This window comes from Roseateles sp. T103, from assembly GCF_057219915.1.
In genome coordinates, this window is record NZ_JBXVVS010000002.1 from 758546 (window position 1) to 784769 (window position 26224).

19 protein-coding genes are annotated in these 26224 nt (G+C 67.1%); 4 read left to right on the top strand and 15 right to left on the bottom strand.

The window, feature by feature from the left end; all coding sequences use genetic code 11:
- Nucleotides 1-50 precede the first annotated feature (50 nt).
- On the top strand, nucleotides 51-992 hold the full coding sequence (locus tag AC2EBS_RS09875) for an MBL fold metallo-hydrolase (RefSeq protein WP_484728218.1): 942 nt from the start codon (nucleotides 51-53) through the stop codon (nucleotides 990-992).
- Here the strand turns inward: AC2EBS_RS09875 and AC2EBS_RS09880 are convergent.
- The 3 genes from AC2EBS_RS09880 to AC2EBS_RS09890 all read right to left on the bottom strand — a co-directional run bounded on the left by AC2EBS_RS09880 (nucleotide 989) and on the right by AC2EBS_RS09890 (nucleotide 3965).
- The gene (locus AC2EBS_RS09880; RefSeq protein WP_484728219.1) at nucleotides 989-1831 is read right to left on the bottom strand and encodes a DMT family transporter; all 843 of its coding nucleotides are present in this window, start codon (nucleotides 1829-1831) and stop codon (nucleotides 989-991) included. The two genes, AC2EBS_RS09875 and AC2EBS_RS09880, sit on opposite strands and share 4 nt — an antisense overlap.
- Nucleotides 1832-1942: 111 nt before the next feature.
- On the bottom strand, nucleotides 1943-2641 hold the full coding sequence (locus tag AC2EBS_RS09885) for a substrate-binding periplasmic protein (protein WP_484728220.1): 699 nt from the start codon (nucleotides 2639-2641) through the stop codon (nucleotides 1943-1945).
- A 499-nt stretch (nucleotides 2642-3140) separates the two neighbouring features.
- Nucleotides 3141-3965 (bottom strand): Crp/Fnr family transcriptional regulator, encoded by an 825-nt coding sequence (locus AC2EBS_RS09890; protein ID WP_484728221.1) that lies wholly within the window; start codon nucleotides 3963-3965, stop codon nucleotides 3141-3143.
- A 450-nt stretch (nucleotides 3966-4415) separates the two neighbouring features.
- Between AC2EBS_RS09890 and AC2EBS_RS09895 the strand changes: the two genes are divergently transcribed.
- Nucleotides 4416-5666, top strand: a complete 1251-nt coding sequence (locus AC2EBS_RS09895; RefSeq protein WP_484728222.1) for a TetR/AcrR family transcriptional regulator — start codon at nucleotides 4416-4418, stop codon at nucleotides 5664-5666.
- 31 nt (nucleotides 5667-5697) lie between these two features.
- Here the strand turns inward: AC2EBS_RS09895 and AC2EBS_RS09900 are convergent, their stop codons facing one another.
- From AC2EBS_RS09900 to AC2EBS_RS09925, 6 genes are all read right to left on the bottom strand, one after another.
- Nucleotides 5698-7296, bottom strand: coding sequence for a carboxylesterase/lipase family protein (locus AC2EBS_RS09900; protein WP_484728223.1), 1599 nt, complete (start codon nucleotides 7294-7296; stop codon nucleotides 5698-5700).
- 3 nt (nucleotides 7297-7299) lie between these two features.
- Nucleotides 7300-8859, bottom strand: a complete 1560-nt coding sequence (locus tag AC2EBS_RS09905) for an FAD-dependent oxidoreductase (protein ID WP_484728224.1) — start codon at nucleotides 8857-8859, stop codon at nucleotides 7300-7302.
- A gap of 175 nt (nucleotides 8860-9034) precedes the next feature.
- The gene (locus tag AC2EBS_RS09910) at nucleotides 9035-10963 is read right to left on the bottom strand and encodes a cellulase family glycosylhydrolase (RefSeq protein WP_484728225.1); all 1929 of its coding nucleotides are present in this window, start codon (nucleotides 10961-10963) and stop codon (nucleotides 9035-9037) included.
- The gene (locus AC2EBS_RS09915; RefSeq protein ID WP_484728226.1) at nucleotides 10960-12525 is read right to left on the bottom strand and encodes a carboxylesterase/lipase family protein; all 1566 of its coding nucleotides are present in this window, start codon (nucleotides 12523-12525) and stop codon (nucleotides 10960-10962) included. The genes AC2EBS_RS09910 and AC2EBS_RS09915 overlap by 4 nt, the downstream gene beginning before the upstream one ends.
- The gene (locus AC2EBS_RS09920; RefSeq protein WP_484728227.1) at nucleotides 12522-13907 is read right to left on the bottom strand and encodes an MFS transporter; all 1386 of its coding nucleotides are present in this window, start codon (nucleotides 13905-13907) and stop codon (nucleotides 12522-12524) included. Before AC2EBS_RS09920 ends, AC2EBS_RS09915 begins: the two co-directional genes overlap by 4 nt.
- A complete protein-coding gene (locus AC2EBS_RS09925) occupies nucleotides 13907-16330 on the bottom strand; it encodes a TonB-dependent receptor (RefSeq protein WP_484728228.1) in 2424 nt (807 codons plus the stop codon). Before AC2EBS_RS09925 ends, AC2EBS_RS09920 begins: the two co-directional genes overlap by 1 nt.
- A gap of 755 nt (nucleotides 16331-17085) precedes the next feature.
- Between AC2EBS_RS09925 and truD the strand changes: the two genes are divergently transcribed.
- The gene (gene truD / locus AC2EBS_RS09930) at nucleotides 17086-18102 is read left to right on the top strand and encodes a tRNA pseudouridine(13) synthase TruD (protein ID WP_484728229.1); all 1017 of its coding nucleotides are present in this window, start codon (nucleotides 17086-17088) and stop codon (nucleotides 18100-18102) included.
- A 199-nt stretch (nucleotides 18103-18301) separates the two neighbouring features.
- On the opposite strand, the gene glmS is transcribed toward truD, so the two are convergent.
- Nucleotides 18302-20176, bottom strand: a complete 1875-nt coding sequence (gene glmS, locus AC2EBS_RS09935) for a glutamine--fructose-6-phosphate transaminase (isomerizing) (RefSeq protein WP_484728230.1) — start codon at nucleotides 20174-20176, stop codon at nucleotides 18302-18304.
- Nucleotides 20177-20367: 191 nt separating this feature from the next.
- On the opposite strand from glmS, the gene AC2EBS_RS09940 reads away from it, so the two are divergent.
- Complete coding sequence (locus tag AC2EBS_RS09940) at nucleotides 20368-20874, top strand: Lrp/AsnC family transcriptional regulator (protein WP_484728231.1); 507 nt, start codon at nucleotides 20368-20370, stop codon at nucleotides 20872-20874.
- A gap of 15 nt (nucleotides 20875-20889) precedes the next feature.
- Here the strand turns inward: AC2EBS_RS09940 and AC2EBS_RS09945 are convergent, their stop codons facing one another.
- From AC2EBS_RS09945 to dapF, 5 genes are read right to left on the bottom strand one after another with little or no spacing between them, the layout of a single operon-like run.
- Complete coding sequence (locus AC2EBS_RS09945; RefSeq protein WP_484728232.1) at nucleotides 20890-22074, bottom strand: class I SAM-dependent rRNA methyltransferase; 1185 nt, start codon at nucleotides 22072-22074, stop codon at nucleotides 20890-20892.
- Nucleotides 22075-22102: 28 nt separating this feature from the next.
- Complete coding sequence (locus AC2EBS_RS09950; protein WP_484728233.1) at nucleotides 22103-23680, bottom strand: hypothetical protein; 1578 nt, start codon at nucleotides 23678-23680, stop codon at nucleotides 22103-22105.
- Between the two features lie 36 nt (nucleotides 23681-23716).
- Nucleotides 23717-24679 (bottom strand): tyrosine recombinase XerC, encoded by a 963-nt coding sequence (xerC, locus tag AC2EBS_RS09955; protein ID WP_484728234.1) that lies wholly within the window; start codon nucleotides 24677-24679, stop codon nucleotides 23717-23719.
- Entirely contained in the window at nucleotides 24657-25370 is a 714-nt protein-coding gene (locus tag AC2EBS_RS09960) for a DUF484 family protein (RefSeq protein ID WP_484728235.1), read from the bottom strand. Before AC2EBS_RS09960 ends, xerC begins: the two co-directional genes overlap by 23 nt.
- Nucleotides 25367-26224, bottom strand: a complete 858-nt coding sequence (dapF, locus tag AC2EBS_RS09965) for a diaminopimelate epimerase (protein ID WP_484728236.1) — start codon at nucleotides 26222-26224, stop codon at nucleotides 25367-25369. Before dapF ends, AC2EBS_RS09960 begins: the two co-directional genes overlap by 4 nt.

Genomic DNA, 26224 nt, shown 5'->3' on the forward strand with positions numbered 1-26224 from the left:
CACAAGCCCTTGCGGCGGCAGGCCGGCGCGGCTGCCGCTAGGCTGCGCCGATGAGTCGCGAATCCATGCAACTGCCGCCGGGCGTCCAGGTCTTCGAGCGCGGCTGGCTGTCGGCCAACAACATCCTGCTCGGCGGCGATGCTCGCGGCGCCGTGCTCGTCGACACCGGCTACTGCACGCATGGGGAGCAGACCGCGGCGCTGCTCGATGCCGCGCTGCGCGCCGACATCGCCGGCCGGCTGCGCCTGATCGTCAACACGCACCTGCATTCGGACCATTGCGGCGGGAATGCGCGGCTGCATGCGCTGCATCCCGAGGTGCCGATCTGGATACCGCCCGGCGACTTCGCCGCCGCCGCGGCATGGGACGAGGACAGGCTCAGCTACCGCTACACCGGCCAGCAATGCCCGCGCTTCACCCCGGACCGCGCGCTGCGGCCCGGCGAGCTGATCGAGCAGGCCGGGCTCGGCTGGCAGGTGCATGCCGCGCCGGGCCACGATATGCACGCGATCCTGCTCTTCGAGCCGCAGCAGCGCTGCCTGATCTCGGCCGATGCGCTGTGGGAGCATGGCTTCGGCATCGTCTTCCCCGAGATCGAGGGCGCGCAGGCCTTCGACGAGGTCGGCGACACGCTGGACCTGATCGAGTCGCTGGACGCGCAGCTGGTCATCCCCGGCCACGGCCGCCCCTTCGCCGATGCGCCGCAGGCGCTGGAAGAAGCGCGCAGCCGCCTGCAGTTCTTTCGCCGCTATCCGGAGCGCCACGCCAGGCACGCCGCGAAGGCGCTGATCATGTTCCACCTGCTCGATGTGCGCGAGCGCTCGCGGCAGAGCCTGCTCGACTGGCTGGCCGCTTCGCCGATCTACGAGCGCATGCGCGCGCGCTTCTTCACGCAGCTGCCCCTGACGCAGTGGAGCGAGGAGCTGCTACACGAGCTGGCCGCCAGCAGCGCGATCCGGCTCGACGGCGAACGCGTGGCGGTACTCGACTAGGACCGCCGGACCTTGCCTGCGCCCGTCGGAAAGCGAAGCAGGTTCAGCACATTCCCGGCCAGGATCAGGCCGACGCCCAGCGCCGTGAACAGGTCCACCCGTTCCGAGTACACCAACCAGCCGACGAGCGCGGTCAAGGGCACGCGCAGGAAGTCCATAGGCACCACCACGGTGGCATCCGCATGCTGCATCGCCCGGGCGAAGCAGTAGTGCGAATAGGTGCCGCAGAAGGCCACCACCACCACCCAGCCCCAAGCCGCCGCCGATGGCCATTGCCAGACCGCGAGCGCCGGCACGAGCCCGATCGCGCTCTGCACCACCAGCATCCAGAAGCTGATCGCCACCGCCGCGTCGGTGCGAGTGAGCGACTTCACCAGCACGATCGAGACCGCGAAGCCCAGCGCCGAGGCCAGCGCGATCAGCTGCCCGGCATCCACCTCGCCTGCGTGAGGGCGCACGATCACCGCCACGCCCACCAGCCCCAGCAGCACCGCGAACCACTTTCGGCCGCTCATGCGCTCGCCGAGAAAGGCCACGGCAAGAGCCGCGGACCAGATCGGCATCGTGAATTCGATCGACACCACCTGTGCGAGCGGAATCAGCGTCAGGGCTGCGAACCAGCCGTACTGCGCGGCGTAGTGAACCACGTTGCGCAGCACATGCTGGGGCAGTCGTTCGGTTCTGACGGCTGACAGCCCCCCCGCTGCACGCACCAGCGGCCACAGCATGACCATGCCCAGCGTGGAGCGCAGCAGCATGATCTGGAACACCGACAGCTCGCGCGCGGCCTCGCGCCCGGCGACGGCGATCACGACCATCAAGGTCAGCCAGCCGGCCATCCAGCCCGCAGCACGGGCGATCGAGGTGTTGGAAGCGTTGGGGGCGGTTTGCATCAGCCGGAGCGTAGCGGATCAGCCCCAGGGACCTGGCCCGCCGCAACCCTTGCCTGTTCAGCCGCGCTGCGACTGCTGATAGCGCTTCATGCTGCGCTGCAGGCGTTCGCGGGTTTCCTGTGCCAGGTCGCGCCGCACAAACAGATGAACGTCGCGACGCCCCGTCACCAGCGTGGCTCCGAGTTCGTCGCGCCTTACGCCCGCCTCGCCCAGGCTGAGCTGGAGAGCCTCGCGCGTGATTCCGCAGACGGCGTCCAGGCGCCTCATCTTCAACATGCGCAGGCCGCTGGTGAAGCTGTTGAGCTCGACGAACTTGATGCCGATGTCAAGCTTCTCCAGGTCCTGACAGCCGCCACGCAGGCGCCCCACGGTCCAGGCCGCCAGGGCTTCACGCTTGTGCAGCTCTCGCCGCTCAGGATTCGCCACCACCAGAGACTCGTAGCTCGCCACCACGCCCAGGCTCATGCCATCCACCTGCAGCGCCTCGGTCGAGAAGCCCAGCGTGATATCGGAGCTCCTGTCGCGAAGGCTTTGAGCCACGCGAGCAAAAGGCACGAGGGACAGGTCGAGCGTCATGCCCGCGTCGATCACGATGCCGCGCAGCAGATCGGGATACAGGCCTACGACTCCCCCTTCAGCACTGCGCATCGCATAGGGGGCCACATCCAGCAATGCAGCGCGCAGCGCTTCGGCGCGCGCCAGGCAGGCTGCCGCCAACAGTGCCACACAGCAGGTCAACTTCGTGATGTGCCGCATCCGGCCATCCTATACGGATCCATCGCACGCTCGTGAGCCCGGTGCATGCGACAAGTCGGCCGTCGCAAGGGGCGCGCACTCAGACGGCCCAGTAGGCGCCGAAATCAACAAAATAGTCCGTCGGGCAACCCCGCGAAGGCCAGCGCTGCATTTGCAAGATGGGGGCAGATGGGATCTTGCGCCGGGCAGCTTTGCAGTAGTCGCAGCCAGGCGCGCGCGCACCCAGAGGGCAGCGTTCTGGTCCACGGTGACTGTCGCGAGGGCTGGCTCCAGTTCCCCCGGCCTGCGACTTGGTGATTGGAGTCGCCCCATATCAGGAAGTCGATCGAGTCGTGCCGCCACGCTGACCGAGCGCAAACGCTCGACGCGATGGGCCAACTTCTCTGAGCAGTGTCCACGACGATCAACTCAATGCCAACGCCAGCAAGCAAAGGCCGGCGTCCTCAGTTGCCCCAGCGCCTGCAGATCGCTTCTCTGCAACAGAGGGCCGAATGCTTTCTCATCGGAGGGGCTGGGAGACCTGACGACCATCCGCGACGGCGCCAAGTCGGTCCGGGTCGATGATCGTGATGGTGGTGTGTCGAGTGCGAATGACGCCCAGCATCTGCAACCTCCGAAACACCAGATTCACCCGCTGCCGACTGGCACACAGCAGGTCCGCCATGTCACTCTGCGTCAAGGGGACCTCGATGTGTATGCCACCAAGCGTTGGTCTGCCGAACTGCTGGCTCAGGCGTTGGAGCTGTGCGGCGACGCGTGGGAGCAGTGCCGGGGTCTTCAGCCCTTCGATGCGCCGAAGCAGCCAGCGCAAGCGCCTGCAGTTCATCTGGAGCAAGGCCGAGCGCAGTTCGTCGGACTCGTTCATCAGCTCATGCAGGCTGCGTCGCGGCAGGATAAGCAGCGTCGAGCGCGTGTGGGCCTGCACTGCAACCATCGCTGGCGCAGGATCGACAAGATCCACATCGCCATACCAGTCGCCAGGGCCCAGGAATTGGAGCGTGAAGCTCGCGCCTTCCTTCCAGTCCTGACTCAAGCGCAGTGCGCCGCTGGCAACCCCGATCCAATCGCTGGCCATGTCTCCGGAGCAAACCAGCATTGCGCCCTTGTTGACATGACGCACGACAGCCCGGGCCAGCATTGCCTTGCGGAGCGCTGGTGAGAGCGAGGCGAACCACGCGCCCGACTCCAGATTGGCAGATTCCTCACTGCGCAACTCTGGATGTGAAGCCCCCCCTTGCGCTTGAGCAGCGCTGCGCAGTGTCGGCCCGCTCCTTCGAGTGTCTGCGCTGATCGCCAAAGCCGAATATGCGCGTGCTGTTGTCATGCCTTGCCTCTTGGCCTCCTGCTGCCGCCGAGCACTCTGTGGGTGCCGCAGACGCACATCAGAACTGGTAACTGGTTGCGGACGACGGACAGTCCGGCCGCCTCTCGGAACGCGCTGTTCAGGGCACTCCAGGCCGAGACGCGGTCGCCTCGATCGATCCGCCGACGCTAGGCAATGTCCGCGTCGCCGGGCCTTGCCTGATCTGCCGTCATGCGACCCTCCCCCCCGGGCACAGAGCGCACTCCCCTACGCTGCTCGCATGGTAGCAAATTGAACAATAGGAATGCAATGATGCATTCGCATTGCAGCGACATTGGCCATTATTAATCGAGCTTTCTTGGCATGACCCAGCGCCATCATGCGAATAAGCAGAACATTCGGTATGTTTCTTGCTGACGAAGATCCGGTCTCGCGACGCGGCACAATGACGACAAACTCGGAACACAGCCCATGGAAGAGACCCCAGCCTTCGAAACCGGTGCGACTCAGTCGAAGCGATTCAGTCACAAGCGTGAAGCCATCATTGCTGCAGCAATCGGCCTCTTCAACGAACGAGGGGTGGTCGGAACGACCCTGTCGGAGGTCGCGGCGCGCGTCAATCTGATCAAGACCGGCGTCACCTACTACTTTCGCCGCAAGGAGGATCTGGCCCAGACCTGTTTCATGGGCGCCATCGACACGTTCGACGGGATCATTGCTTCGGCGGCGCAGCGGCAAGACATCGAGGATCGGATTCACCAACTGATCCGCGCCAGCGTGGAGCTCAATGGCCAGATCGCCGCGGGCCAGCGCCCGCCCATCATGTACTTCCACGAGATCCGTGCCCTGCCGCAGCCGCAGAGTACCGAGGTCTTCGACCGCTACACCGGCATGTTTCGCCGGCTGCGCCAGCTGCTGAAAGACCCGCGCACGGCTGATTGGTCCCGCGAGGATGCCAATGCCAGGAGCCACTTGCTGCTGTCGCTGCTGCATGCCATCAGTGCTATCGCCCATCGCTACGCACCAGAAGATCTGGGGCGCGTCGCACAGCGGCTCGGCGACGTGGTGATCCATGGGGTCGGGACAGCACATTCACAATGGCTGGACTCCGGCTTGGAAGCGCAGTGGCTGGAACAGATGCCAGAGAGGACCTTGTCCAATCAGTTCCTGAAAGCCGCCACGGAACTGATCAACGAGCAAGGCTATGCCGGCGCATCGGTCAATCGAATTTCCGAGCGCCTGAACCTCACCAAGGGCGGCTTTTATCACTACCACGACAACAAGGACGAGGTCGTCAAGCAGTGCTTCGATCGCTCGTTGTCGACCCTGCGCAAGGCGGTGAACTTGACCGAGACCTTCGGCGGCTCCGGCTGGGAGCATCTCTGCTCGATTGCCCGCGGCCTGGTCCTGTACCAACTCTCCGACGATGGCCCTTTGCTGCGCTGGTCGGCAAACTCGGCACTGCCCGATGCCGAGCATCGGACCCAGGTCGCCGAAGACTTCGGGCGCATGATGGAACGGGTCAGCGGCATCGTGGTCTCCGGGATGATCGACGGTTCGGTTCGGCCCGTGGATCCACGGCTTGCCGCCTTTGCGCTCTTGAGCGGCGTCATGGCGGCGGCTGAACTGCGTCGCTGGGTGCGTTCGGCAGACGCAGGGAATGCGTGCGAGCTCTACGCCCGGCCGATCATGATGGGCCTGCTGTCACCCGCCAGCCGTTGATCCGGGCCCCTTGCCGCGATCTGGGCGGCGGCTAGTAGCCGAGACGGGTCGCCAAGCCTTCGATCAGGTCCAGCCGTCGGCTTCGCTGGTCCGGCCTTGTCTCGATGCGGTCCGGCTCCACGCTCAGCAACAGTTCGCTTGTTCCGTAAGGCGACCATCGGGGGCGGCCGGGAGCGTTGGGGTCGCCATGCCGTGCGAATGCGGCGACGTAGTCGGCCATCGTCGCGGCAACCTCCAGGTCGCGCTCATCGAGCGAGAGCCCGGTGGCGCCCATGCGATCGAAGAAGTACGGTAGCGAATAGCCATGAGGGACGCCGGCCAGCCGCCCCACCGCCGCACGAGCCAGGTAGCCGAAGCGGTACATCCAGACGGGTGCGCCGTGCAGCCGCATCTGTCGAGCCAGGTGTCGTGCAGGTTCGGTGAAGACGATGTCGCCGCCCAGTTCCCGCAGCAGTCGCGCGCCATCCCCGCCATAGGCGGCTGTCACCGCCTGGCGGGCCTCACCAAACGCGGTCAGCGCGGTTTCGAGCATCGTCGGCGTCATCGCGAGCAGCGCTTCGGCATCCGTCGCGCCGACCAGATAGGGCACCGGCATGGCATCACCGCGGGCGAATGCCTCCGCGACTGTGTGACGGACCAGTTTGCCATCGATGACGACACCAGGGAACTGCTCGCTGCCGCTCGAAGCAGCCTCGTACGGCAAGGCCAGCTTGTCCAGCGGCAGGGCACGCAGCTCGGCCGCAGTGGCTGGCGCCAGACCTTGCGCTGCGATGTGCTGCTCGCCAATGGACTCGGCCGACCGTTCGCCCGGCTGCCTTGCCGTGCCGGCGCGCACCGTGACTGCGGGAGGAATGACGCGGCCACCGCCTGATTGCACGATGGCCTTGTGGAAGAGCCCGCGCGCCAGTGGCGAGGCGATCAGATGGTTCACCGAAGCACCACCGGCCGACTCGCCCATGAGCGTGACATTGGCAGGATCCCCGCCAAATGAGCGGATGTTCTGCTTCACCCAGCGCAGCGCCGCCAGCTGATCCTGAAGCCCGTAGTTGGCGAGCAGGCCGTCAGGGTTCTCGGCCGTCAGCAGAGGGTGCGCGAAGAAGCCCAGACGCCCGAGACGGTAGTTGAGCGACACGACAACGAGTCCACGGCGCGCCAGCGCCGTACCCTGGGTCATGCCGCGCGCCCCGGTTCCCGCTACAAAGCCGCCACCGTGAATCCAGACCAGCACCGGAAGGTCTGCGGCTCGCTCGCTCGGGGTCCAGACGTTGAGGTAGAGGCAGTCCTCGCTCTGCGGTCGGCCGCTGGGATCTATGGTGAGCCGGCTGGTGGGTTGCGGACATTCGTTGCCGGCCACCGACGCGTCCCGCGTCCCGCTCCAGCGCTCCGGAGTCGCGGGCGGACGCCAGCGCCGATCGCCGACAGGCGCTGCCGCGTAGGGGATGCCCAGGAAGCTGTCGACGCCATCGGCGGAACGCCCGGCCAACCGTCCCTGTGCGATGTCGAGGCCAAGCGGTTCAGCCTGCGCGGCGGCAGCCAGCGCCGTGAGCGCCAGCGCAGAGCAAAGCCGCGCCACGCCGGTGAGTGAATGGCCTGTACGCTGGGGAGCTGCCTGCTTGATGAAGGCGCGCATCGCTCAGCGCCCCTGGAGCTCGAGAATCTGTCCAGCAGCAACTAGCCTTGCGCGCAGATCCGCATAGTCGATGGACTGCACGGATCGGTTCTGCTCGATCGCCAGCGCTGCGGCGCTGGCCGCCGACTGCCCGAGGATCATGTAGACAGGCTCCATGCGGATGGAGCCATAGGCCATATGCGATGCCGACAGCGCCACAGGCACGAGCAGGTTCTCCGCCTCGCCACGCCGCGGCACGATGGATCGGTAACTGATCGGATACGCGCGCCCTGGCGGGTACTCGATATTGCCCTCGTTGCGAACAAAGCCGCGCTCGGTCACATAGCGCTGCACATTGTGCGAATCCAGCCAGTACGAGCCCATGCCCACCGGCTCGGGCGTCGCCTTGGCACCGAAGAGGTGAGGCTCGGCCATGACGAAGTCCGACACCATGCGTCGCGCCTCGCGCACATAGATCTCCCGGGGCCAGTTGCCATTGGCGCCGAACTCGTCCTTGCACAGACCCCAGCGGCGCATCTCCTGTTGGATGGACGCTGGCACTCGTGGGTCATTGCCGAGGAACCACAGCAGTCCCTGCTGATAGCGCCTGTGCGCGGCGACGATGGCCTCGCGCTCGGCATAGCTGCCTTCCGGATAGCCGTGGTTCATGCCTATCGCATCGAAGGACACGCCGCCCCAGTTGTTGACATCCGTCTTGCCATTGGGGATGCGGTCGAACTTGCGGAACACCTGATTGAAGCCCTTGGCCAGATAGCGCGCCATCAGCTCATGGTCCATCGGGTCGTAGCCCTCGGGCTGGGTGATTGGTGCGCGGTTCGCTGGCACGTCGGTCAGGCAGAGCCTGAAGGTGTAGGCCTGCACCTTCTTGTCTGCCGAACCGTCCGGCCCGGGTTTCTCGGCGGAAATGAATGGCAGCAGGCCGCTCTCCGGGCGCCCTGGGATGCGATAGGGATCGACGTCCGCCTCGATCTGATGGTGCAGGGTGTAGCGGGCCTGCACGCCGTTGAGCACCTCGCCATAGCTGGCATTGGACTCGCGCCCGACCGTGTAGCTCACGCCGGCTGCGGCCATCAGATCGCCTTCGTAGCTGGCGTCGATGAACATCCGGCCCCGATACAGCCGTCCATCCAGTGTGCGCAACGCCACGATGCGGCGACCGTCCATGTGCACGCCGCCAGGGGACCGATCGAGCCGCTGATGCCAACGAGGCTGTACGCGAGCCTCGCGCAACCAGGCGTCGAACACCGCCTCTGCGACATGGGGCTCGAACACCCACTGTGCGCCGTCGCTGACGAAGCGGTTCGCTGCCGGGTCCGGAGCGGCGGTGAACTTCCACGCCGAGGGCTGCTGGTAGTGCTGGTAGACGCGCCGGTAGAACTCGAGCGCATAGCCGCCTATCGCTCGGTGGTTGCCGACATCGGACCAGCCCAGCCCGTTGCTGCTCATGCCGCCGACATGGTCATCCGCGCAGAGCAGTTCGACGCTCCTATGCTGCCGGGCCGCGCTGATCGCCGCCACGACGCCGGCCGAGGTGCAGCCGTACACCACCACATCGGTCTGCACGGCTTGCCTGGGTTCCAGCCGAGCACAGCCGGCCAGAAGCAGGCTGCCGGCAGCGAGCCATACCGGCCACGGGAGTCTCGAGCGCATGGATGCGCAAAGGTCTCGGGTCATGAGTGTTCCTTCCATTCCTTGCGGCCTTGCCGGTGGTGCCTGCGATGGAGCCGAACCGGCCCGCTCAGAAGTAAATGACGATGCGCAGCTCGCCGTCTTCCTCGGCAGTGATGCTGAGCAGGCGTTGCTGGGGCGCATGCACCAGGCGCGCAGGCGCACCGCTGCAGTCGATCTCCATGCGCTCGGACTGCAGCCACTCGGGCAGATGGATCTCGGTGGGCGCGTCGATGGAGGCATCGGCCGCGATCAAGGCCTCGAACCTGCGCTTGCCCGGCAGGAACGAGACCTCGCGCAGACGGCCCTGGGCGGCGCGCACATAGGGGCGGTCGAAGCCGCGCCGCGCTCTTGCGCCGTCATGACGCTCGCCCTGGTCCGTCGAGTAGATCGAGAGGTCTTCCTGGTTCCAGCCGTCGCCGATCCAGGCGTCGTTGCGGTTGGATGCGGTGTAGTTCCACTGCATGCTGTGGATGCGCAGCTCGTCCAGCACGCCGTACATGGCGCCGAGCGCGGCCTCCTGCTCGGCCCAGACCTCGTCGTCGCGGCGCCCCTGAGCCCAGAGTTCGTAGGCATGCGCATCATCCAGGTCGTAGGGCGTGCCGAACTCGCCGATCAGCGTCGGCAGGCCGACGGCTTCGGACACTGCGCGCATGCCGCCCAGCTGGGCGCGGTAGCGCTCCAGCCGCGTGCTGTCGTTGCGGTCAAAGCGCTTGGTGTAGAGCAGCTGCGTGTCGTACCAATGACTCGCGTTCACGCTGGCCTGAGGCATGTCCTGGGGAAAGTAGCGACCCAGCGCGAGCGCATAGGGGTCCATCTCGGCGAAGAGCAGCCAGTCCTTGCGATGGCGCCGTACCGTGCTTGCGACGCGGTGGAAGAAGGGCGCGAAGATGTCGCTCGATGGCTCGATGGGCCGACCGTCGATGTGCGCGAAGGCGTGCTCGCACCTTGCGATCGCGCGACCGTCCTGCAGCGCGTAGATGCCTGCGGCTTCGAACGGGCAAGGCCGGTCCTGCTGCCAGATGCGAACCCGTTCGGCATTCAGGACGACATCCGGCCCCAGCGACAGCGCCAGCGTCTGCGGGTCGCGCTCGATCTGCGGCAAGGTGATCGGCAGCCCCTGTGCCAGCGCCAGGCTTTCCAGCGGCGACCAAGCCGGGCCCGGCTTGAGCGGACGCATGCGCTGCGACGCGCCGGGCAGCAGGCGCGCCGACAGCGGCGTGCCGACCCAGCCGAGGCCAGGCTCGTTCAGCGAGTCGAAGCCGATGACCTGCGGATACCTGGCCATGCGGCGCGCCATCTCGTCGACGGCGGCCAGGTAGCGCCCCTGGAGGAAGTCTTGCACGTTCTGGCCGTCGATCTCGAACTGGGGCGTGACCTGACGGCCGAGCCAGAACAGCGTCCACATGATGCCGCTGACTGGCGCCAGGTAGTTCGAACTCCAGGCCATCTTCGGATAGCTGGCCTGATGGGGGTTCGGATTGTCGAAGTCCATCGCTGCCTGCATCACCAGCGCGGCCTGCGCAGCCGGGAAGCGCGTGAAGTCCAGCCCGACCCTCTCCAGCGTCCACCCCGGTGCGCCCGCACCGCCGGACATGCGGCTCCAGACATCCTGATGAAAGTCGATGAAGACGCGGATGCCGTGTCGCCCGGCTGCCTCGACGACGGCGCAGAAATAGTCGAGGTACTCATCGTCGTAGCGACCGGGGCCGGCGTGCTCCACCGCTTCCCAGGTCGTGAGCAGGCGCACGCAGTTGAAGCCCCAGCGCGAGATGCGCGCGAAGTGCGCCGCTGCCTCGGCCAGCGGAAAAGGTCGGCCGATGAAGGAGACCTCGCGATGGTCCGAGAAGTCGGTGGGGATGTGGGTGCCGCCATCCGGGAACGGCAGCTTGGCGTCGGCGCCGAGATTGACGCCGCGCAGGATGATGTCGCGCCCTGCGCCATCGAGCAGGTGCGTTCCTTCCACGCGGATCGAGAAGAGCTGCTGTCGTGAGGTCATGGCGCCAGTCGGTTCCAGATCTGCGTCTGGTAGTGCTGTTCGATCAGGTCCAGACGCTCCCTGTCGAGGTCGTGCTCGACACGAGCGCCTTCGGCGTCGATCACCAGCGTCGCGCGCTTCGAGCCGTACTCGGGCCAGTCCCAGCCTGCACAGCCGGGACGTCCCGTCTTCGCGAAACACGCCCAGGCCGCGCTGGTTGCGCGCGCCACCTGGCGATCCGCATCGGTCACGCCGGCGATGGTCTCGGGGTTGTTGAAGACGTAGGCGATCTCGGACGCGTGCCTGGCCCCGCGCAGACGACTGCGCTGGCTCTCGGCCACATAGCCGAACCGGTAGTGGTAGGCCGGCTGGCCGCCCGCCGTGACCAGCTTGGCCATGAAGCGGGCCGGCTCGACGAAGACGGCGTCGGAGGGCAGCAGGCGCAGCTCGTCCTTGCCGCCGGCGGTGTAGGCCTTGCGCAGTGCGGGACCATCGTCGCGGAACTGCAGCACCGCGTAGTTGGCGATGCCATCGATGTTCGACATGGCCCCCAGCTCGTCGCTGTTGGCACCCACCATCACGGGTACCGGTGCCTGACGGCCGCGCATCATTGCGCTGATGAAGTCCTCGGTAGCGAAGTTGCCATCGATCATCCAGTTGATCGTGCGCCTGCGGTCGCCGTTGTTCATCATGTTGACGCCGCCGACGACCTGCTCGACCGACAAGGCGCGCAGCTGCGCGGCGGCTGTGGCGTCCGAGCCTTCGATGCCGAGCGACTTGGCAAAGCCGCTGCCGATCTCCTCCATCGACGGGCCACCGTCGAACGATGCGCCACGCATCCGGACCGGAGTGCTGCGTCCACCGCCGGACTGCACGATCAGCTTGGCGAACAGCCCGCGCGCTGTCGGGTGGTTGAGAATGCCTGCAGCAGAGCCGCCCCCCGCCGATTCGCCGAAGACCGTCACATTGGACGGATCGCCATCGAAGGCGCTGATGTTGTTGCGCACCCAGCGCAGCGCTTCGATCTGGTCCATCAGACCGTAGTTGCCCAGCGGCGCCTGCGGAGCCTCGGCCGTCAGCGCCGGATGGGCGAAGAAACCGAGCCGGCCGAGCCGGTAGTTGAACGTGACGACGACGACACCCTGCCGGGCCAGGGCGCGGCCGTCGGTCGTGGCCGTCGCGGCGCCGCCGTTGAGGAAGCCGCCGCCGTGGATCCAGACCATCACCGGGTGCGGTCCTTTGCCCGGTGGCGTCCAGACATTGAGCGTCAGGCAGTCCTCGCTCATGCCGGGTTCGAGCGGCTGCATATCGCCCGGGAACGGCAGCTGCGGGCACGAGGGGCCGTACGACCGGGCTGAGCGGATGCCGTCCCAGCCCTGCGCCGGAACTGGCGGTCGCCACCGACGCTCGCCTAGCGGCGGGACCGCGTAGGGAATGTTCTTGAACACCCTGATGCCCGCGTCCACCGTTCCTTCCAGTTCGCCCTGGGCGACGCGCACGCGTGGCGCCAAGGGATCGGCTGCATCTGCAGTGGCAACGCCGGCCGTCAGGACTGCGGCGACGAGTAGAACAAACGGCTTCATGTTGTTGTCGCTCCCGACGAGCGTTGCTGGATGTCGTGCAGCATCTGGCGATGCGCTCGCGGCGAGATGGGGTAGAAGAAGACCAGTGCGCCCGTCACCAAAGCGCCGCCCAGCGGAATCCAGAACATCATGTTCTTGATCGCCTCCAGCGTCTGCGCCGACTGTGCGCCGCTGCCTGTGTAGCCGGCCTGCGCTAGCAGCATGCCTAGGGCGCCGGCAGCCAGGCCTAGCGCCGCTTTCTGGCCCAACATGACCAGGCCGAAGGCGAAGGACTCGGAGCGGATGCCCGTCTTCCACTGGCCGTATTCCACGGTGTCCGGCAGCATGGACCAGAAGGAGACGACATAGGCCGCAGTGCCTATGCTCATCACCGCCAGCGCAGCATGCAGCGCCAGCAGGCCGTGGCCATCGGCAGCCTTCCAGAGCAGCAGGCCGAGCACCGTGGGCACGATGCCGGCGATCCAGACCTCGCGCTTGCCATAGCGTCGCGCCGCAAAGGTCCACAGCGGCACGCAGATGGCGACGACGATCGCGTACAAGCCGAACGCCCAGCCGACCAGGCGCGCATCGCCGACCACGTACTTGAAGTAGTAGACGAGGTTCTTCTGGAAGATGGTCTGCGTCATCGAGCTGACCGCCACACCGGCCAGCACGATCAGCAGCGGGCCGTTCAGCGCCGTCGTGCGCAGCTTCTCGCGCAGCGTCGGGCCGGAGGGTTCGTCGGCCGTGGCGGCATCCAGACCGGTAACGCCGAAAGCGCAGAGCAGCAGCATCGCTGTCGCGAGCGCTCCATAGAGCACCGCCACGCCCCCCCAGCCTTCACGCCCGTGGCCGAAATGAGCAGCGATCGGCAGCGTGGCCATCGCCACCACCACGGCCGCGGCCGTAGCGCCGATCATGCGGAAGGCGGCGATGTCGCCGCGCTCGTTTGAGTCCGTCGTGATGCGCGCACTCAGCGATGCGTAGGGAACGGCGACCACAGCGTAAAGGCCGCGGAACGCGAAGTGCAGCAGCACGGTGAGCGACATGCTCCACGACATGGCCCAGGTGGACAGCAGGAACATGGCGACGAAGCTCACGGCCAGCAGCGGTGCACCGATCAGCAGATAGGGCCGGTAGCGCCCTGACCGCGAACGCGTGCGGTCGGCCAGCAGTCCGACCAGCGGGTCCAGGGCGGCATCCCACACAAGTGCGAGCATGTAGATCGCACCGGCCGTGGCCGGCGGGATCTGCAGCACATCGGTGTAGAAGTACAGCAGGTACAGCGAGGCGATCTGCCAGTAGATGTTCAGGCCGAAATCGCCTGCACCTACCGCCAGCTTGCGCCCCGCACCCAGTCGGCCGGGCTGCCTCCCGGCGCTCTCGGAGAAGGCTGCTGCCATCAGTACCTCACCTGGAGCTCGAGGCCGTAGGTGCGTGGCGGCGTGAGCGAGTAGGTGGTCGCCACGCCGGCTGCCGTCGCGGCGGCGCCGACTGCCTCGTAGCCGAGCTTGTCAAGCATGTTGCGGGCGAAGGCAGCGACGGTGACCTTGCCTGAACCATTGGTGAAGCTGATGCGTCCATCCAGCTGGCCGAACGAGGGCGCCCTTGCGATGCCGTCCTCGAAGATGCCGGCCTTGATCGCGCTGCGCCAGGCATAGGTGCCGGCGACGAGCATCTGGCCGCCGAAGGCTGCAAAGCGGTAGGCCGGTGTCAGCGAGACCTTGTGCTTGGCCGCGACGGGCAGCGTGTTGCCCGAGACATCCTGCGCTCGGGCGCCGCCGGTGGCAGCGCCAACGGGGCGCGCGCCGGGCAGCAATGCCTGCGGATCGAGCGGGTTCACATAGCAGCAGCCGTTGACGATCTTGGTGTCCAGCCAGGCATAGGTGGCGAACAGGTTGAGACCCTGCGCCGCTTGCCAGTTCGCCTCGATCTCTACGCCCTGCGAGCGAACCTTGTCGAGATTGATCAGATCGGTACGCGCACTGGAGGAGCCGGCAGGCAGCACCAGCAGCGGGACCTGCATATTGCGGTAGCTGTAGTCGAACACGGCGGTGTTGACCCAGAAGGTCCGCGCCACCTCGCGCTTGTAGCCGACTTCGAAGGCATCGACGGTCTCGGAGTCGACCTGCGACACCGGCGCGATCGAGCCGATGTTGAAGCCGCCGGACTTGAAGCCGCGGCTGTACTTCGCGTAGGCCATGTTTTCGCGGTCGGGCGTCCATTGCAGGCCCGCCGTGCCGGACTCGGCCGACCACTTGCCGGACAAGCTGCGAGAGTCGTTGCGATAGTCGTAGGCCAGGCCCGTGCATTGATTCGCCTGGCAATAGAAGCCGACGCCCGGCCCCAGCGTCGGGTTGTAGATCACGCCATGCAGCGACTCGGTGGCGTTCTTGACATCCTTGCTCCAGCGCAGCCCGGCCGTCGCGCGCAAGGTCTTGGTGATGTCGTAGTCCACCTGACCGAAGACCGCGTAGCTGTCGCTCTTCTGTCTTGCCTGGCTGTCATAGAGCAGCCGGTCGGGGTTCGCCGGTGCGGGCCGGAACGGGCTTGCGTAGAACGGGGCCGCGACCTCCGGTGCCGAAGGCTGGTCGATGGTGACCGGCTGGTTGAAGTCTTCATGCAGGAAGAACAGTCCGCCGATCCAGCGCAGCGGCCCGGCCTTGGTCGAAACCAGGTTGAGTTCGTGGCTGAAATAACTGCGGTCTTCGATGTAGCGGCGCCTGTAGTCGACACCCATGGTCATCGGCACGCTCGCGCCGTTGGGGCGGTACTGGTAGGAGACCACCGCGCTGTTGTCGTAGTCCTGGATCTGGTCGAAGACGTACTGGTGGTAGCCGCCCACGTACTTCAGGTCGAAGCCGTCGAAGTAGACCGTCGCGTTGGCCACCAGGAGCTGGTGGTCCTTGAGCTTGGTGCTGGTCGGCGTGTTGGCGTTGAACTTGCGGATGTCGTTGTTCGCTGGGTTCGCAACCGTCGAACCGAAGGTCGGGTTCATGCCCAGCGGAATGGTCGGCGAGGTGGTGTCGTAATTGCCAAGCGTCGCGCTGTAGCGACCGCGCTCGTCCCGTTCCAGTCGGCCATAGCGAAGGAAGAAGTCGAAGTCTTCGAACTGCCCCTGCAGGATGCCTTCGACATAGCTGTTGTTGACGACACCGCCCTCATCCGGACCGCCGGCGATGTTCTGGTAGTAGCCGTCGGTCTGCTTGATGCGCTCGGCGTTGAAGCGCGCCTGGATGGACTCGGTCAGCGGGCCGGATACCGAGGCGCGGGCCTCCTTGCGGCCAAAGTTGTCGAGCGAGCCGCGGAACTCGGCATAGGGCTTCTTGGTCGCCGGACTGGCGATGACGTTCACCGCACCACCAATGGAGTTGCGGCCGTACAGCGTGCCCTGCGGGCCGCGCATGATCTCGACGCGCTCGATGAACAGCGGCGAACCAGCCGCGGACACGGTGGATGGCGCGTAGAAGCCGTCGGTGTAGACGGCCACGCCTGGATCGGTGCCCACCGTATTGGTCTGCCTGCCCACGCCTCTGATGTAGACCTTGTCCTGCGAGGTGCTGTACGAGAGGCCTGGCGTGACATTGGTGAGGTCCGCAACGGTCAGCACCCCGGTCTCCTCGCGCTGTTTGCCGGAGAACGACGAGACCGCCACGGGTGTTTTGGAAAGCGACTCGCTGCGCTTCTGGACCGTGACGACCACGGTCTCAAGTTGCTCCTTCTCCGCCTGCGACTCGCCGGGTTGCTGCGCCAGGACAGGCAGCGCAGCACCGACAGCAGCGGTGAGGGCAAGGACGCGGTGATTGGCTCTGGGCAGGAATTTCACTGTGATGTCTCCATGTTTGTTGTCTGCTCGCCTGGGTCTCATTGCGATGCGCCTCGGCCGAGGCAATTCCGAGCGCCCCTGGGCGCCTGGCCGCATCTCGACGCGAGTAGCTGCCTGTTACGTGTGCCTTCGGTCATTCATCAGTCACGCCAGATCGGCGCAGTTGTCCCGTACCGATCCCTTGTGAGCACCTGCCGGCGCCGATCGGGTCAACCGGTGCCTGCCATTGCGCGAAGGGCGCTCGTCGATCGAACAGCTCTGGCATCGCATCAGCCGATCGAATTGAACAAGCGGAATGTATTGCCTGTCCAGAGAATGCAGCAGAAATCGCATGTAACCAAGGGAATTCACTAGTCTGCACCGGTTTCTAAGCACAGCACCGGCCTGCTTTTTGAACAATAGGTTTGCAAAAGATCGGCTGCCAGCACGGATCAGCTTGCCGTCAGCGCTAGGGAGACTCCGTGCCAGACGGGTGACGCGCCGGCTGGCCTCGGTCGAGCGACCTCGTGACAGCGCGGCGCCGACGGCGTCGCTGCCGACCGAGGCCGTGGCCCTCGATCGACCGATCCCTGCGGATGCGGCTTTTCGCCCGCGCCGGCCCAAGGCCGCTCGCCATAGCGCGCCGCAACTCCCGTCGCTGCCGCATCGGCTGATGCTCGCCCAGGCATGCGAGCGGGGAGAGAATCACTGCCTGGTCTGCCCCGGGGTCGGCCAGACAGCCTGCCCCATCTACAGCTGGAGCCGTCAGACCGCTCATGACCGTCGCTTCTCAATACACGACCTTGCCGCCGTGGCCCAACGCCTATCCGTCCAGCGGCGCCTGCGCCACCCTGAAACTCCTCAACGAGGATTTCATCGTCACCGAACTGCCGCTGCAGCTACCCTCCGGAGAAGGCGAACACATCTGGCTGGAGGTCGAGAAGAACGGTGCCAACACCGCCTTCGTCGCCCAGCAGCTGGCCGAGGCTGCCGGCGTGCAGGAAAGGGACGTGGGCTATGCCGGACTCAAAGACCGCTACGCCGTCACGCGTCAATGGTTCAGCATCTATCTACCGAAGGGCGAAACGCCCGACCTGACCCAGCTTCAGCACCCGGAGTACAAGGTGCTGCACCAGAGCCGCCATGTGAAGAAGCTGCGCCCCGGTGATCTGCAGGGAAACCGCTTCCGCATCGTGCTGCGTGGCGTGAGCGGCGACCGCGACGCCATCGAGGCCAATCTCAAAGCCATTGCGGCTCAGGGCGTGCCCAACTACTTCGGGGCTCAGCGCTTCGGCTTTGATGGCGGCAATGTGACGCTGGGCCTGGCCATGCTGACCCGCGAAATCCGCGTACGCAACCCGAAGAAGAAGAGCATCTACCTGTCGGCGGTGCGCTCCTTCGTCTTCAATGAAGTGCTGGCACAGCGAATCCAGCAGGGACTCTGGAGCAAGACCCTGCCCGGCGATGTGCTGGACGAGGCGGGCCGACCCACCGGACCGCTCTGGGGACGGGGCCGCGTAGCCACCACCGATCAAGCGCAAGCCCTCGAGAACGACGTGGCTACACGTCATGCCACCTTGTGCGACGGCATGGAACACGCCGGCCTGGATCAGGAGCGCCGCGCCCTGGTGGCGAGCCCGGCTGAGATGTCATGGGAATGGCCGAAAGCCGATCAACTGGCGCTCAACTTCTCCTTGCCCGCCGGGAACTACGCCACGTCCGTACTGAGAGAAATCGTCAAGACCACGGAGCCTGAGCGGCACACGGAGAACGAGCCTGCGGCTGACGAATGACGGCTCAATCAATCGCTGGCCGAAGACGCTACCGAGCCGTCGCCGGATTCCCAGCTACCTGAACCCGCCCAGCCGCACCATTCCGACTGCACTCGCAGGCGCGACAGAATGCGACTCGCCGCGGCAACTGGCAGAGTTCAACCGACACTGAGGCTGCACCGACGGACTTGCTCCTCTCGAGCAACGACTCGAAGACGCGTCACTCAACCGTTACGCTCTTTGCCAGGTTGCGCGGCTTGTCGACATCCGTCCCACGTGCACAGGCCGTGTGATAGGCCAGCAGCTGCAGCGGCACCACGTGCAGGATGGGGCTCAGCGCGCCGTAGTGCTCGGGCATGCGGATCACGTGCAGGCCTTGCTCGCTCTCGATCTGCGTGTCGCTGTCGGCGAAGACGTAGAGCTGGCCGCCGCGGGCGCGCACTTCCTGCATGTTGCTCTTGAGCTTCTCCAGCAGCGCGTCGTTGGGTGCCACCGTCACCACCGGCATCTCGGCGGTGACCAGCGCCAGCGGGCCGTGCTTGAGCTCGCCGGCCGGATAGGCCTCGGCGTGGATGTAAGAGATTTCCTTGAGCTTCAGCGCGCCTTCCAGCGCAATCGGGTAGTGCAGGCCGCGGCCGAGGAACAGTGCGTTTTCCTTGCGGGCGAACTCTTCGCTCCAGGCGATCACCTGCGGCTCCAGTGCCAGCACCGCTTGCACGGCCACCGGCAGGTGGCGCAGCGCCTTCAGGTGCTCGGCTTCTTGCGCTTCGCTCAGGTGGCCGCGCGTCTGCGCCAGCGCCAGCGTGAGCAGGAACAGGCCGACCAGTTGCGTGGTGAAGGCCTTGGTCGAGGCCACGCCGATCTCGGCGCCGGCACGGGTGATGTAGGCCAGTTCGCACTCGCGCACCATCGCGCTGGTGGAGACGTTGCAGACCGTCAGCGTGTGCAGCATGCCCTGGGCGCGCGCATGCTTCAACGCGGCCAGCGTGTCGGCCGTCTCGCCGCTCTGGCTGATGGTGACGACCAGGGTGCGCGGGTTCGGCACGCTGTCGCGGTAGCGGTACTCGCTGGCGATCTCCACACTGGTGGGGATCTTGGCGATGCTCTCCAGCCAGTACTTGGCGGTGGAGCCCGAGTAGTAGCTGGTGCCGCAGGCCAGGATCAGCACCGAATCCACGTCCTTGAAGATGCGATAGGCGCCGTCGCCGAAGAGCTCGGGCGTGATGCTGGTGATGGACTCCAGCGTGTTCGCGATCGCCGTGGGCTGCTCGAAGATTTCCTTCTGCATGTAGTGGCGATAGGGGCCAAGCTCGGCCGCGCCGCTGTGCGCGTGCACCGTGCGCACCGGGCGCTCCACCGGCGAGTAGCGGCCGCTGCCGGCGGCGTCCAGATGCGTGATCCAGTAGCGGCCCATCTGCAGGTCCACCACATCGCCTTCTTCCAGATAGACGATCTGGTCGGTCACGCCGGCCAGTGCCATTGCGTCGGAGGCGAGGAAATGCTCGCCCTGGCCTGGTTCGGTGCCCACGCCCAGCACCAGCGGCGAGCCTTCGCGCGCGCCGACCACGCGGTGCGGTTCGTCGCGGCAGAACACCGCGATCGCATAAGCACCCCGGAGCCGGCCCAGCGCGGCCTGCACGGCTTCCAGCAGATCGCCGTGGTAGTGGTGGTCGATCAGGTGGGCGATGACCTCGGTGTCGGTCTGGCTGAGGAACTCGTAGCCGCGGCCCTTGAGCTCGGCGCGCAGCTCGTCGTGGTTCTCGATGATGCCGTTGTGCACCAGCGCGATCCGGCCGGCCGTGGCGCTCGTCGCGTTCGGGCCATGCGAGAAGTGCGGATGCGCGTTGTGCACCGCCGGTGCGCCATGCGTGGCCCAGCGGGTGTGGGCGATGCCGGTGCCGGACGCGATGCCGTCTTCCTTGGCCAGCGCATCGAGCTCGGCCACGCGCGAGGTGCTGCGTGCGCGCTTGAGCTCGCCGCCCTGGTGCACCGCCACGCCGCAGGAGTCATAGCCGCGGTACTCGAGCCGCTTCAGACCCTCGATCAGGACCGGAACGATGTTGCGCTGACTGACGGCGCCGACGATGCCACACATAGCGAGCTCCCTTGCTGGACGGACTGACGGTGTTGCCACGCCGGCTTCAGGCAGATGTCCGAGCCGTGCGAGGCGGGAGCGATCGTAGGCAGGCCGACAAGGTGAATGCTTTCAAAATTCTTTAGCAAATGAAATTCAATGCCATGCGTGATAAATTACCCAATTAAATTTCATGAATCCGTATTTTGTGAATGATTAGTTCATCACCCCCCGGATTGGATGCCACCGACCTGCGCATCCTCGACCTGCTGCAGCAGGACGCTTCGCTGTCCAACCAGGATCTGGCGCAGCGCGCCCATGTCTCGCCGGCCACCTGCCTGCGGCGGGTGAAGCGCCTGGTGGACGGCGGCATCATTGAGCGCCGTGTGGCCCTGCTGTCGCCGGCCAAGCTGGGCGCCGGGCTCTCGGCCATCGTCGAGATCACGCTGGACCGCCAAGGTGCCGAGCATCTGCAGGCCTTCGAGCAAGCCGTGGTGGACGACCCGGCGGTGCAGCAGTGCTGGCGCGTCTCGCCGGGGCCGGACTTCGTGCTGGTCGTTCAGGTGGCCGACATGCCGGCCTATAACGCGCTGGTTCAGCGCCTCTTCACGCAGCAGGCGAATGTGCGTAACGTGAAGAGCTTCTTCAGCCTGCAGCGGGTGAAGTTCGATCCGCGGCTGGCCTTGCCCAAAGCCGGTCATGCCGGCGCTGCCGGCTGAGCGGCGCGCGAGGCCTCAGCCGCGCTTGAGGATCAGCAGCCCCTTCAGGTACTCGCCCTCGGGGAAGTTGATCGTCTGCGGATGGTCGGGCGCGGCGCCGACACGCTCGAGGATGTAGCCGTCCACGCCCGCGTCCAGGCCCGCGCCGGCGACGATCTTGTGGAACAGGTCCGGCGCAATGCCGCCTGAGCAGGAGAAGGTGAACAGCAGCCCGCCGGGCGCCAGCAGCTTCAGGCCCAGGCGGTTGATGTCCTTGTAGGCGCGCGCGGCGCGCTCGGCGTGCGCCGCGGTGGGCGCGAACTTGGGCGGGTCCAGCACGATGGCGTCGAAGCTCTGGCCTTCCTGCAGGCAGCGGCGCAGCGTCTGGTTCACGTCGGCGTCCAGCGCGGTGTGGCGCGCGGCATCGAAGCCGTTGAGCGCGACGTGGTGCTTGGCGCGCTCCAGCGCCGGGCCCGAGGAGTCGACGCTGATCACCTCGTCGGCGCCGCCGGCCAGCGCGGCCACCGAGAAGCCTCCCGTGTAGCTGAAACAGTTCAGCACCCGCTTGGCCCCGTAGTGGCGCACCACGTCGGCGAAGCGCTTGCGGTTGTCGCGCTGGTCCAGGTAGTAGCCGGTCTTGTGGCCCTCGGCCACGTCCAGGCTCAGCTGCCACTCGTGCTCGCGGATCACCAGTTCGGTGGCGCCGCTGCCGCGCAGCCAGCCGCGGATCTCGGGCAGGCCCTCAAGGGCGCGCACGCTGGCGTCGCTGCGTTCATAGAGCTTGGTCAGCCCCGTCGCGGCCAGCAGCGCATCGGCGATCACCGCCTTCCAGCGCTCCATGCCGGCGGTGCCGAACTGCGCGACGAGCACATCGTCGTAGCGGTCGACCACCAGGCCGGGCAGACCGTCGGATTCGCCATGGATCAGCCGCACCGCGTTCGAGGCAATCGGCAGCCGCGCGCGCACCGCGACCGCGGCGGCGATGCGGCGCTGGAAGAAGGCGGCGTCAATGCGCTCGGCCTGGTCGAAGCTCCAGGCCCGCGCGCGGATCTGCGACTCGGGGCTGAACGAGGCCCAGCAGAGGAACTGGCCGTCGGCCGATTCCACGCGCACGGTTTCGCCGGGATCGGCGCGGCCCTTGTCGATGGCGCCCTGGAAGATCCAGGGATGCCGGCGCTGCAGCGAACGCTCCTTGCCGGCGCGAAGACGGATGCTTTTCATGATGGCGGCGATTGTCGCCGCCCGGGCCTTATCTGGTTAGCGCGCCAAAGGCATAGCCCAGCGAGACATTGACCAGCGACGAGGACTGCGTCTGCCCGCGCAGACTGCGCCACTGGCCCAGGCCGGTGCGCAGGCGCCAACGCTGCTGCTCGCCCAGCGTCCATTGCGCCCAGGCCTCGCCCTGCGCGATGGCGCCGCCGGCCACATCCACGCCGCCGCCGCCGGCCGCACCGACCAGCAGCTCGGCGCCAACACGCGGCATGCCCCAGTTGATCAGCAGCGGCTTGCTCTGCAGGCCCAGGCCGAAGAGGCCGAAGGAATAGGCCCCCGCGCTGCCGAAGGCTGCGCTGCCCGCCTGCGCCGAACCGTAGACGTAGGGGCTGAACTCGCGCGTCATCAGCAGCGCGAGATGGCCGATGCTCTCGCGCCGCCCGTCCTTGAAGCGCACCGAGGGCAGGCGCTGCAGGCTGGCATGCACGGTCTGCGTCTGCACCACGCCTTCGCGCTCGTCGAAGGGGCCGGCCTTGCCGATCGCCTCGTCCAGCGGCAGCGCCAGCGACAGCCGTGCATACGTGCTCTTGAACTTGCCGGTCGCCGCGCCCATCACGCCGGCATCGAAATGCAGGCTGGGGCCCCAGGGCGACTTCCAGCGCAGCGTCGGGCCGGCCTTGACCAGCCAGCCGTTGCCGGTGTCCACGTCGCCGCCGCCGCCCAGGCCGGCGGCGACATGCCAGCCACCGCGCCAGGCCTTGCTGCCCCAGAGCCTGTAGTCCTCGCCCAGCGTGCCCAGCACCTCCATATAGCCATCGGCGCCACCCGACGCCGCACCGGCCGCCTCCAGGCCCCACCAGGCGCCTTCGGTGACGTACTGGCGCAGCACCGCACCGGCCTTGCCGATGTTCTGCGTGGTCTTGCCGCTGCGCGTGCGCGCGCTGGACAGTGGCTGGTAGTGCCCCAGGCTCAGGCCGATCTCGTCGAAGCCCAGACCCGAACGCTTGTAGCCCAGCACCCGCTGTCCTGCGCTGGCCGGCGAGTAGCTCATGAAGCCGTCGGAATAGCCCAGCACCAGGCCCACCGAGTTGTCCTTGACGTTGCCGCTGGGGAAGCGCGTCTGCGCCAGTGCGAAGCCGTAGTACCAGTTGCCCACCTCGGTGCGCAGCGAGAGCTCGGGGCGCAGCATCAGCCCGCCGCCGAAGCGCACCTGGTCCGAGCTCAGGCCGCCGCCGGCGCCGGCATAGAGGCTGGCCGCCCAGTGCAGGTTCTGCGCCACACGGCCACGGCGCTGCGCGGTGAAGCCGACGGTGAAGATGCCGCCGTAGTTGCCCTGCGCGGCGCCGTAGAAGCTCGGCCCCACGCCCCAGCTGTTGTCCATCGCGACCAGATAGCTGGCGCCGAGCAATGCGATCCGCTCCTTGGTCGGCAACGTCAGCGGCGTCCAGTTGGCCTCGAAGGCGGCGGGCTGCGCGAGCAGAAAGCCCGGGCGAGGCAAGGGGCTCGCCTCACCGTCGTTGGCTGACTTCTGCTGCTGCGCCAGACCCAACGCAGGCGCCAGGGCCAGCGCGAGACAGGCAAATTTCCTCAGGAACGACTTGTTGTTCTTCGACATGGCGCGCAGCTTAGCAGCGCCTCCGGCCGAGGCGGCTCAGGACTTCTTCTTCGCGCGCGGATGCGCCGCGTCGTACACCTTGGCCAGGTGCTGGAAGTCCAGCTTGGTATAGACCTGCGTGGTGGCGATATGCGCGTGGCCCAGCAGCTCCTGCACCGCACGCAGGTCACCGCTGGATTGCAGCAGGTGCGAGGCGAAGGAGTGGCGCAGCATATGCGGATGCACATGCGCCGGCATGCCGGCCTGCAGCGCGCGTTTCTTCAGCACCGCGCGCACCTGGCCGTCGGACAGCCGCGCGCCGCGTGTGCCGACGAACAGCGCCGGCTCGTCCGCACGCGCCAGCTGCGGCCGCAGCGCCAGCCAGCGCTGCAGCGCCGCCGCCGCCGCGCTGCCCAGCGGCACGCTGCGCCGCTTGGATCCCTTGCCCAGCACCTGCACCTCGGCCGAGGGCAGGTCGATCCAGCCGCGCGCTGCGGCGCTGGCTTTCGCATCCAGGCCCACCAGCTCGGCCACGCGCAGGCCGCAGCCGTAGAGCAGTTCCACCAGGCACTGGTCGCGCGCCTCCAGGCGCGCATCGGCCGCGTTATCGGAGAAGTCCGCCAGCTGCACCGCGTCGTCGGCCGACAAGGCCTTGGGCAGCGGCTTGGGCGCCTTGGGCGCGCGCAGGCCGGCGATCGGGTTCAGCGGCACCAGGCCTTCGCGGCCCAGCCATTGGTAGAAGCCGCGCCAGGCCGAGAGCTGCAGCGCCAGCGTGCGCGGCCCCAGCCCTTCGGCATGCAGCAGGGCCAGCCAGCGCCGCGCCTGCGGCGGCTGCACGCGGCGCAGGCTCTCAAGCCCGTCGCGCTGGCTGAGCTGCTGCAGGCGCTGGAGCGCCTCGCCATAGATGACCAGCGTGCGCGCGGCGACGCGGCGCTGCACGCGCAGATAGTCAAGGTAGCGCTGCGCGTCCTCGCACAGCGCGACCACCTCGTCGGGCTCAGCCGGCCTTGCTCTGCTCATCGCTGCTGGCCGGCAGCAGACGGGCCAGCGCGGCGCTGGCGATCTCGCCGATGCGGGCCAGGAACTCGGTGCCCATCTCGGCGGTGTAGCGCGTCGGGTCCGGCGAGCCCAGCGCCAGCAGGCCGAAGCTCTGCTCGCCGCGCTTGAGCGGCACCAGCGCCAGCGAGGCCACGTCGCGGTCGCCCTCCAGCCAGCGCGCCGCCTCGAAGCCCGAGTTCACGCCGCAATAGGGCTGGGTCAGGCTGGCGGCGAAGCTCTTCACGTCGGCGCTGACCGGCTGCGCGAACTCGGCCTCGGCATGCTCGGGCGCCACGCCCCACAGGCGCAGGCCGGCCTGCGGGATCATGAACTGGTGGCGCAGCTCGCGCGTGGTCACCGCCGGCAGCGCAGCGGCGTCCTGCGTCAGCATCAGCGTCAGCGTCCAGCGGTGCAGGCGGTCGGCGATGGCGACGTTCTCCTGGCCGTTGCGGATCATCTCGATGATCTTGAACTCCAGGCCCTTGATCTTGTCGCGCAGCATCTCGGCCTGGCGCTCCTGCAGCGACACGGCGCGCTGGCTGTGCGGATGGCTCAGCTGCACGGCGGCCAGCATCTCGGCATGGCGCTCGAAGAAGCTCGGGTTGTTGACCAGGAACTCGGCGATGTCCTGTTCGGTGATGCCTGCGGTGCCCTGGTTGGCTTGGTTGCTCACAGCGAAATTTCTCCTTCAAAAACCGTCTCGGCCGGACCGGTCATCAGCACCGATGCGTCCAGGCCCTGGCTCAGGCCCGCCCATTCGATGGTCAGCAGCCCGCCGCGCGCCTGCACGTCCACCCGCTCGTCCAGCCAGCCCAGGCGGATGCCGGCGACCACCGCCGCGCAGGCGCCGGTGCCGCAGGCCAGCGTCTCGCCGGCGCCGCGCTCGTAGACGCGCAGCTTCACATGGCCGCGGTCGAGCACCTGCAGAAAGCCGGCATTGACGCGGCGCGGGAAGCGGTGGTGGCTCGCGATCTTCGGGCCCAGCGTCTGGACCGGCGCGCTGTCGACCTCGGCCACGCGCAGCACCGCATGCGGATTGCCCATCGACAGCACCGCCAGTTCGCTGTGCAGGTCGGCCAGCGGCCAGAGCTCGAAGCCGTTTTCCAGGCGCGGCTGCAGGCCGGTGGCGTCGAAGGGCACGCGCTCCAGCGCGAAGACCGGCGCGCCCATGTCGACGGTGACACGGCCGTCGTCGCGCAGCCGCAGCTCGAGCAGCGCATTGACGGTGCGCACCTTGATGCTGCGCTTCGCGGTCAGGCCCTTGTCCGACACATAGCGCACGAAGCAGCGCGCGCCGTTGCCGCAGTGCTCGACCTCGTCGCCGTCGTTGTTGAAGATGCGGTAGCGGAAGTCCACGCCCGGCTCAGTGCTGCCCTCGATCACCAGGATCTGGTCGCAGCCCACGCCGAAGCGGCGGTCACCCAGGCGGCGGATCTGCTCGGCCGACAGCGCCAGCGGCTGCGTGGTGGCGTCGATCACGACGAAGTCGTTGCCGGCGCCCTGCATCTTGGTGAAGCGCAAGTTCAT

What these genes read in the sequence shown, in the direction of transcription:
- xerC (WP_484728234.1), bottom strand. Translation starts at nt 24,679, where the DNA reads ATGAGCAGAGCAAGGCCGGCTGAGCCCGACGAGGTGGTCGCGCTGTGC.
- AC2EBS_RS09950 (WP_484728233.1), bottom strand. Translation starts at nt 23,680, where the DNA reads ATGTCGAAGAACAACAAGTCGTTCCTGAGGAAATTTGCCTGTCTCGCG.
- AC2EBS_RS09890 (WP_484728221.1), bottom strand. Translation starts at nt 3,965, where the DNA reads ATGACAACAGCACGCGCATATTCGGCTTTGGCGATCAGCGCAGACACT.
- AC2EBS_RS09945 (WP_484728232.1), bottom strand. Translation starts at nt 22,074, where the DNA reads ATGAAAAGCATCCGTCTTCGCGCCGGCAAGGAGCGTTCGCTGCAGCGC.
- glmS (WP_484728230.1), bottom strand. Translation starts at nt 20,176, where the DNA reads ATGTGTGGCATCGTCGGCGCCGTCAGTCAGCGCAACATCGTTCCGGTC.
- AC2EBS_RS09915 (WP_484728226.1), bottom strand. Translation starts at nt 12,525, where the DNA reads ATGAAGCCGTTTGTTCTACTCGTCGCCGCAGTCCTGACGGCCGGCGTT.
- dapF (WP_484728236.1), bottom strand. Translation starts at nt 26,224, where the DNA reads ATGAACTTGCGCTTCACCAAGATGCAGGGCGCCGGCAACGACTTCGTC.
- AC2EBS_RS09885 (WP_484728220.1), bottom strand. Translation starts at nt 2,641, where the DNA reads ATGCGGCACATCACGAAGTTGACCTGCTGTGTGGCACTGTTGGCGGCA.
- AC2EBS_RS09895 (WP_484728222.1), top strand. Translation starts at nt 4,416, where the DNA reads ATGGAAGAGACCCCAGCCTTCGAAACCGGTGCGACTCAGTCGAAGCGA.
- AC2EBS_RS09940 (WP_484728231.1), top strand. Translation starts at nt 20,368, where the DNA reads ATGATTAGTTCATCACCCCCCGGATTGGATGCCACCGACCTGCGCATC.
- AC2EBS_RS09900 (WP_484728223.1), bottom strand. Translation starts at nt 7,296, where the DNA reads ATGCGCGCCTTCATCAAGCAGGCAGCTCCCCAGCGTACAGGCCATTCA.
- AC2EBS_RS09920 (WP_484728227.1), bottom strand. Translation starts at nt 13,907, where the DNA reads ATGGCAGCAGCCTTCTCCGAGAGCGCCGGGAGGCAGCCCGGCCGACTG.
- AC2EBS_RS09910 (WP_484728225.1), bottom strand. Translation starts at nt 10,963, where the DNA reads ATGACCTCACGACAGCAGCTCTTCTCGATCCGCGTGGAAGGAACGCAC.
- AC2EBS_RS09875 (WP_484728218.1), top strand. Translation starts at nt 51, where the DNA reads ATGAGTCGCGAATCCATGCAACTGCCGCCGGGCGTCCAGGTCTTCGAG.
- truD (WP_484728229.1), top strand. Translation starts at nt 17,086, where the DNA reads ATGACCGTCGCTTCTCAATACACGACCTTGCCGCCGTGGCCCAACGCC.
- AC2EBS_RS09880 (WP_484728219.1), bottom strand. Translation starts at nt 1,831, where the DNA reads ATGGCCGGCTGGCTGACCTTGATGGTCGTGATCGCCGTCGCCGGGCGC.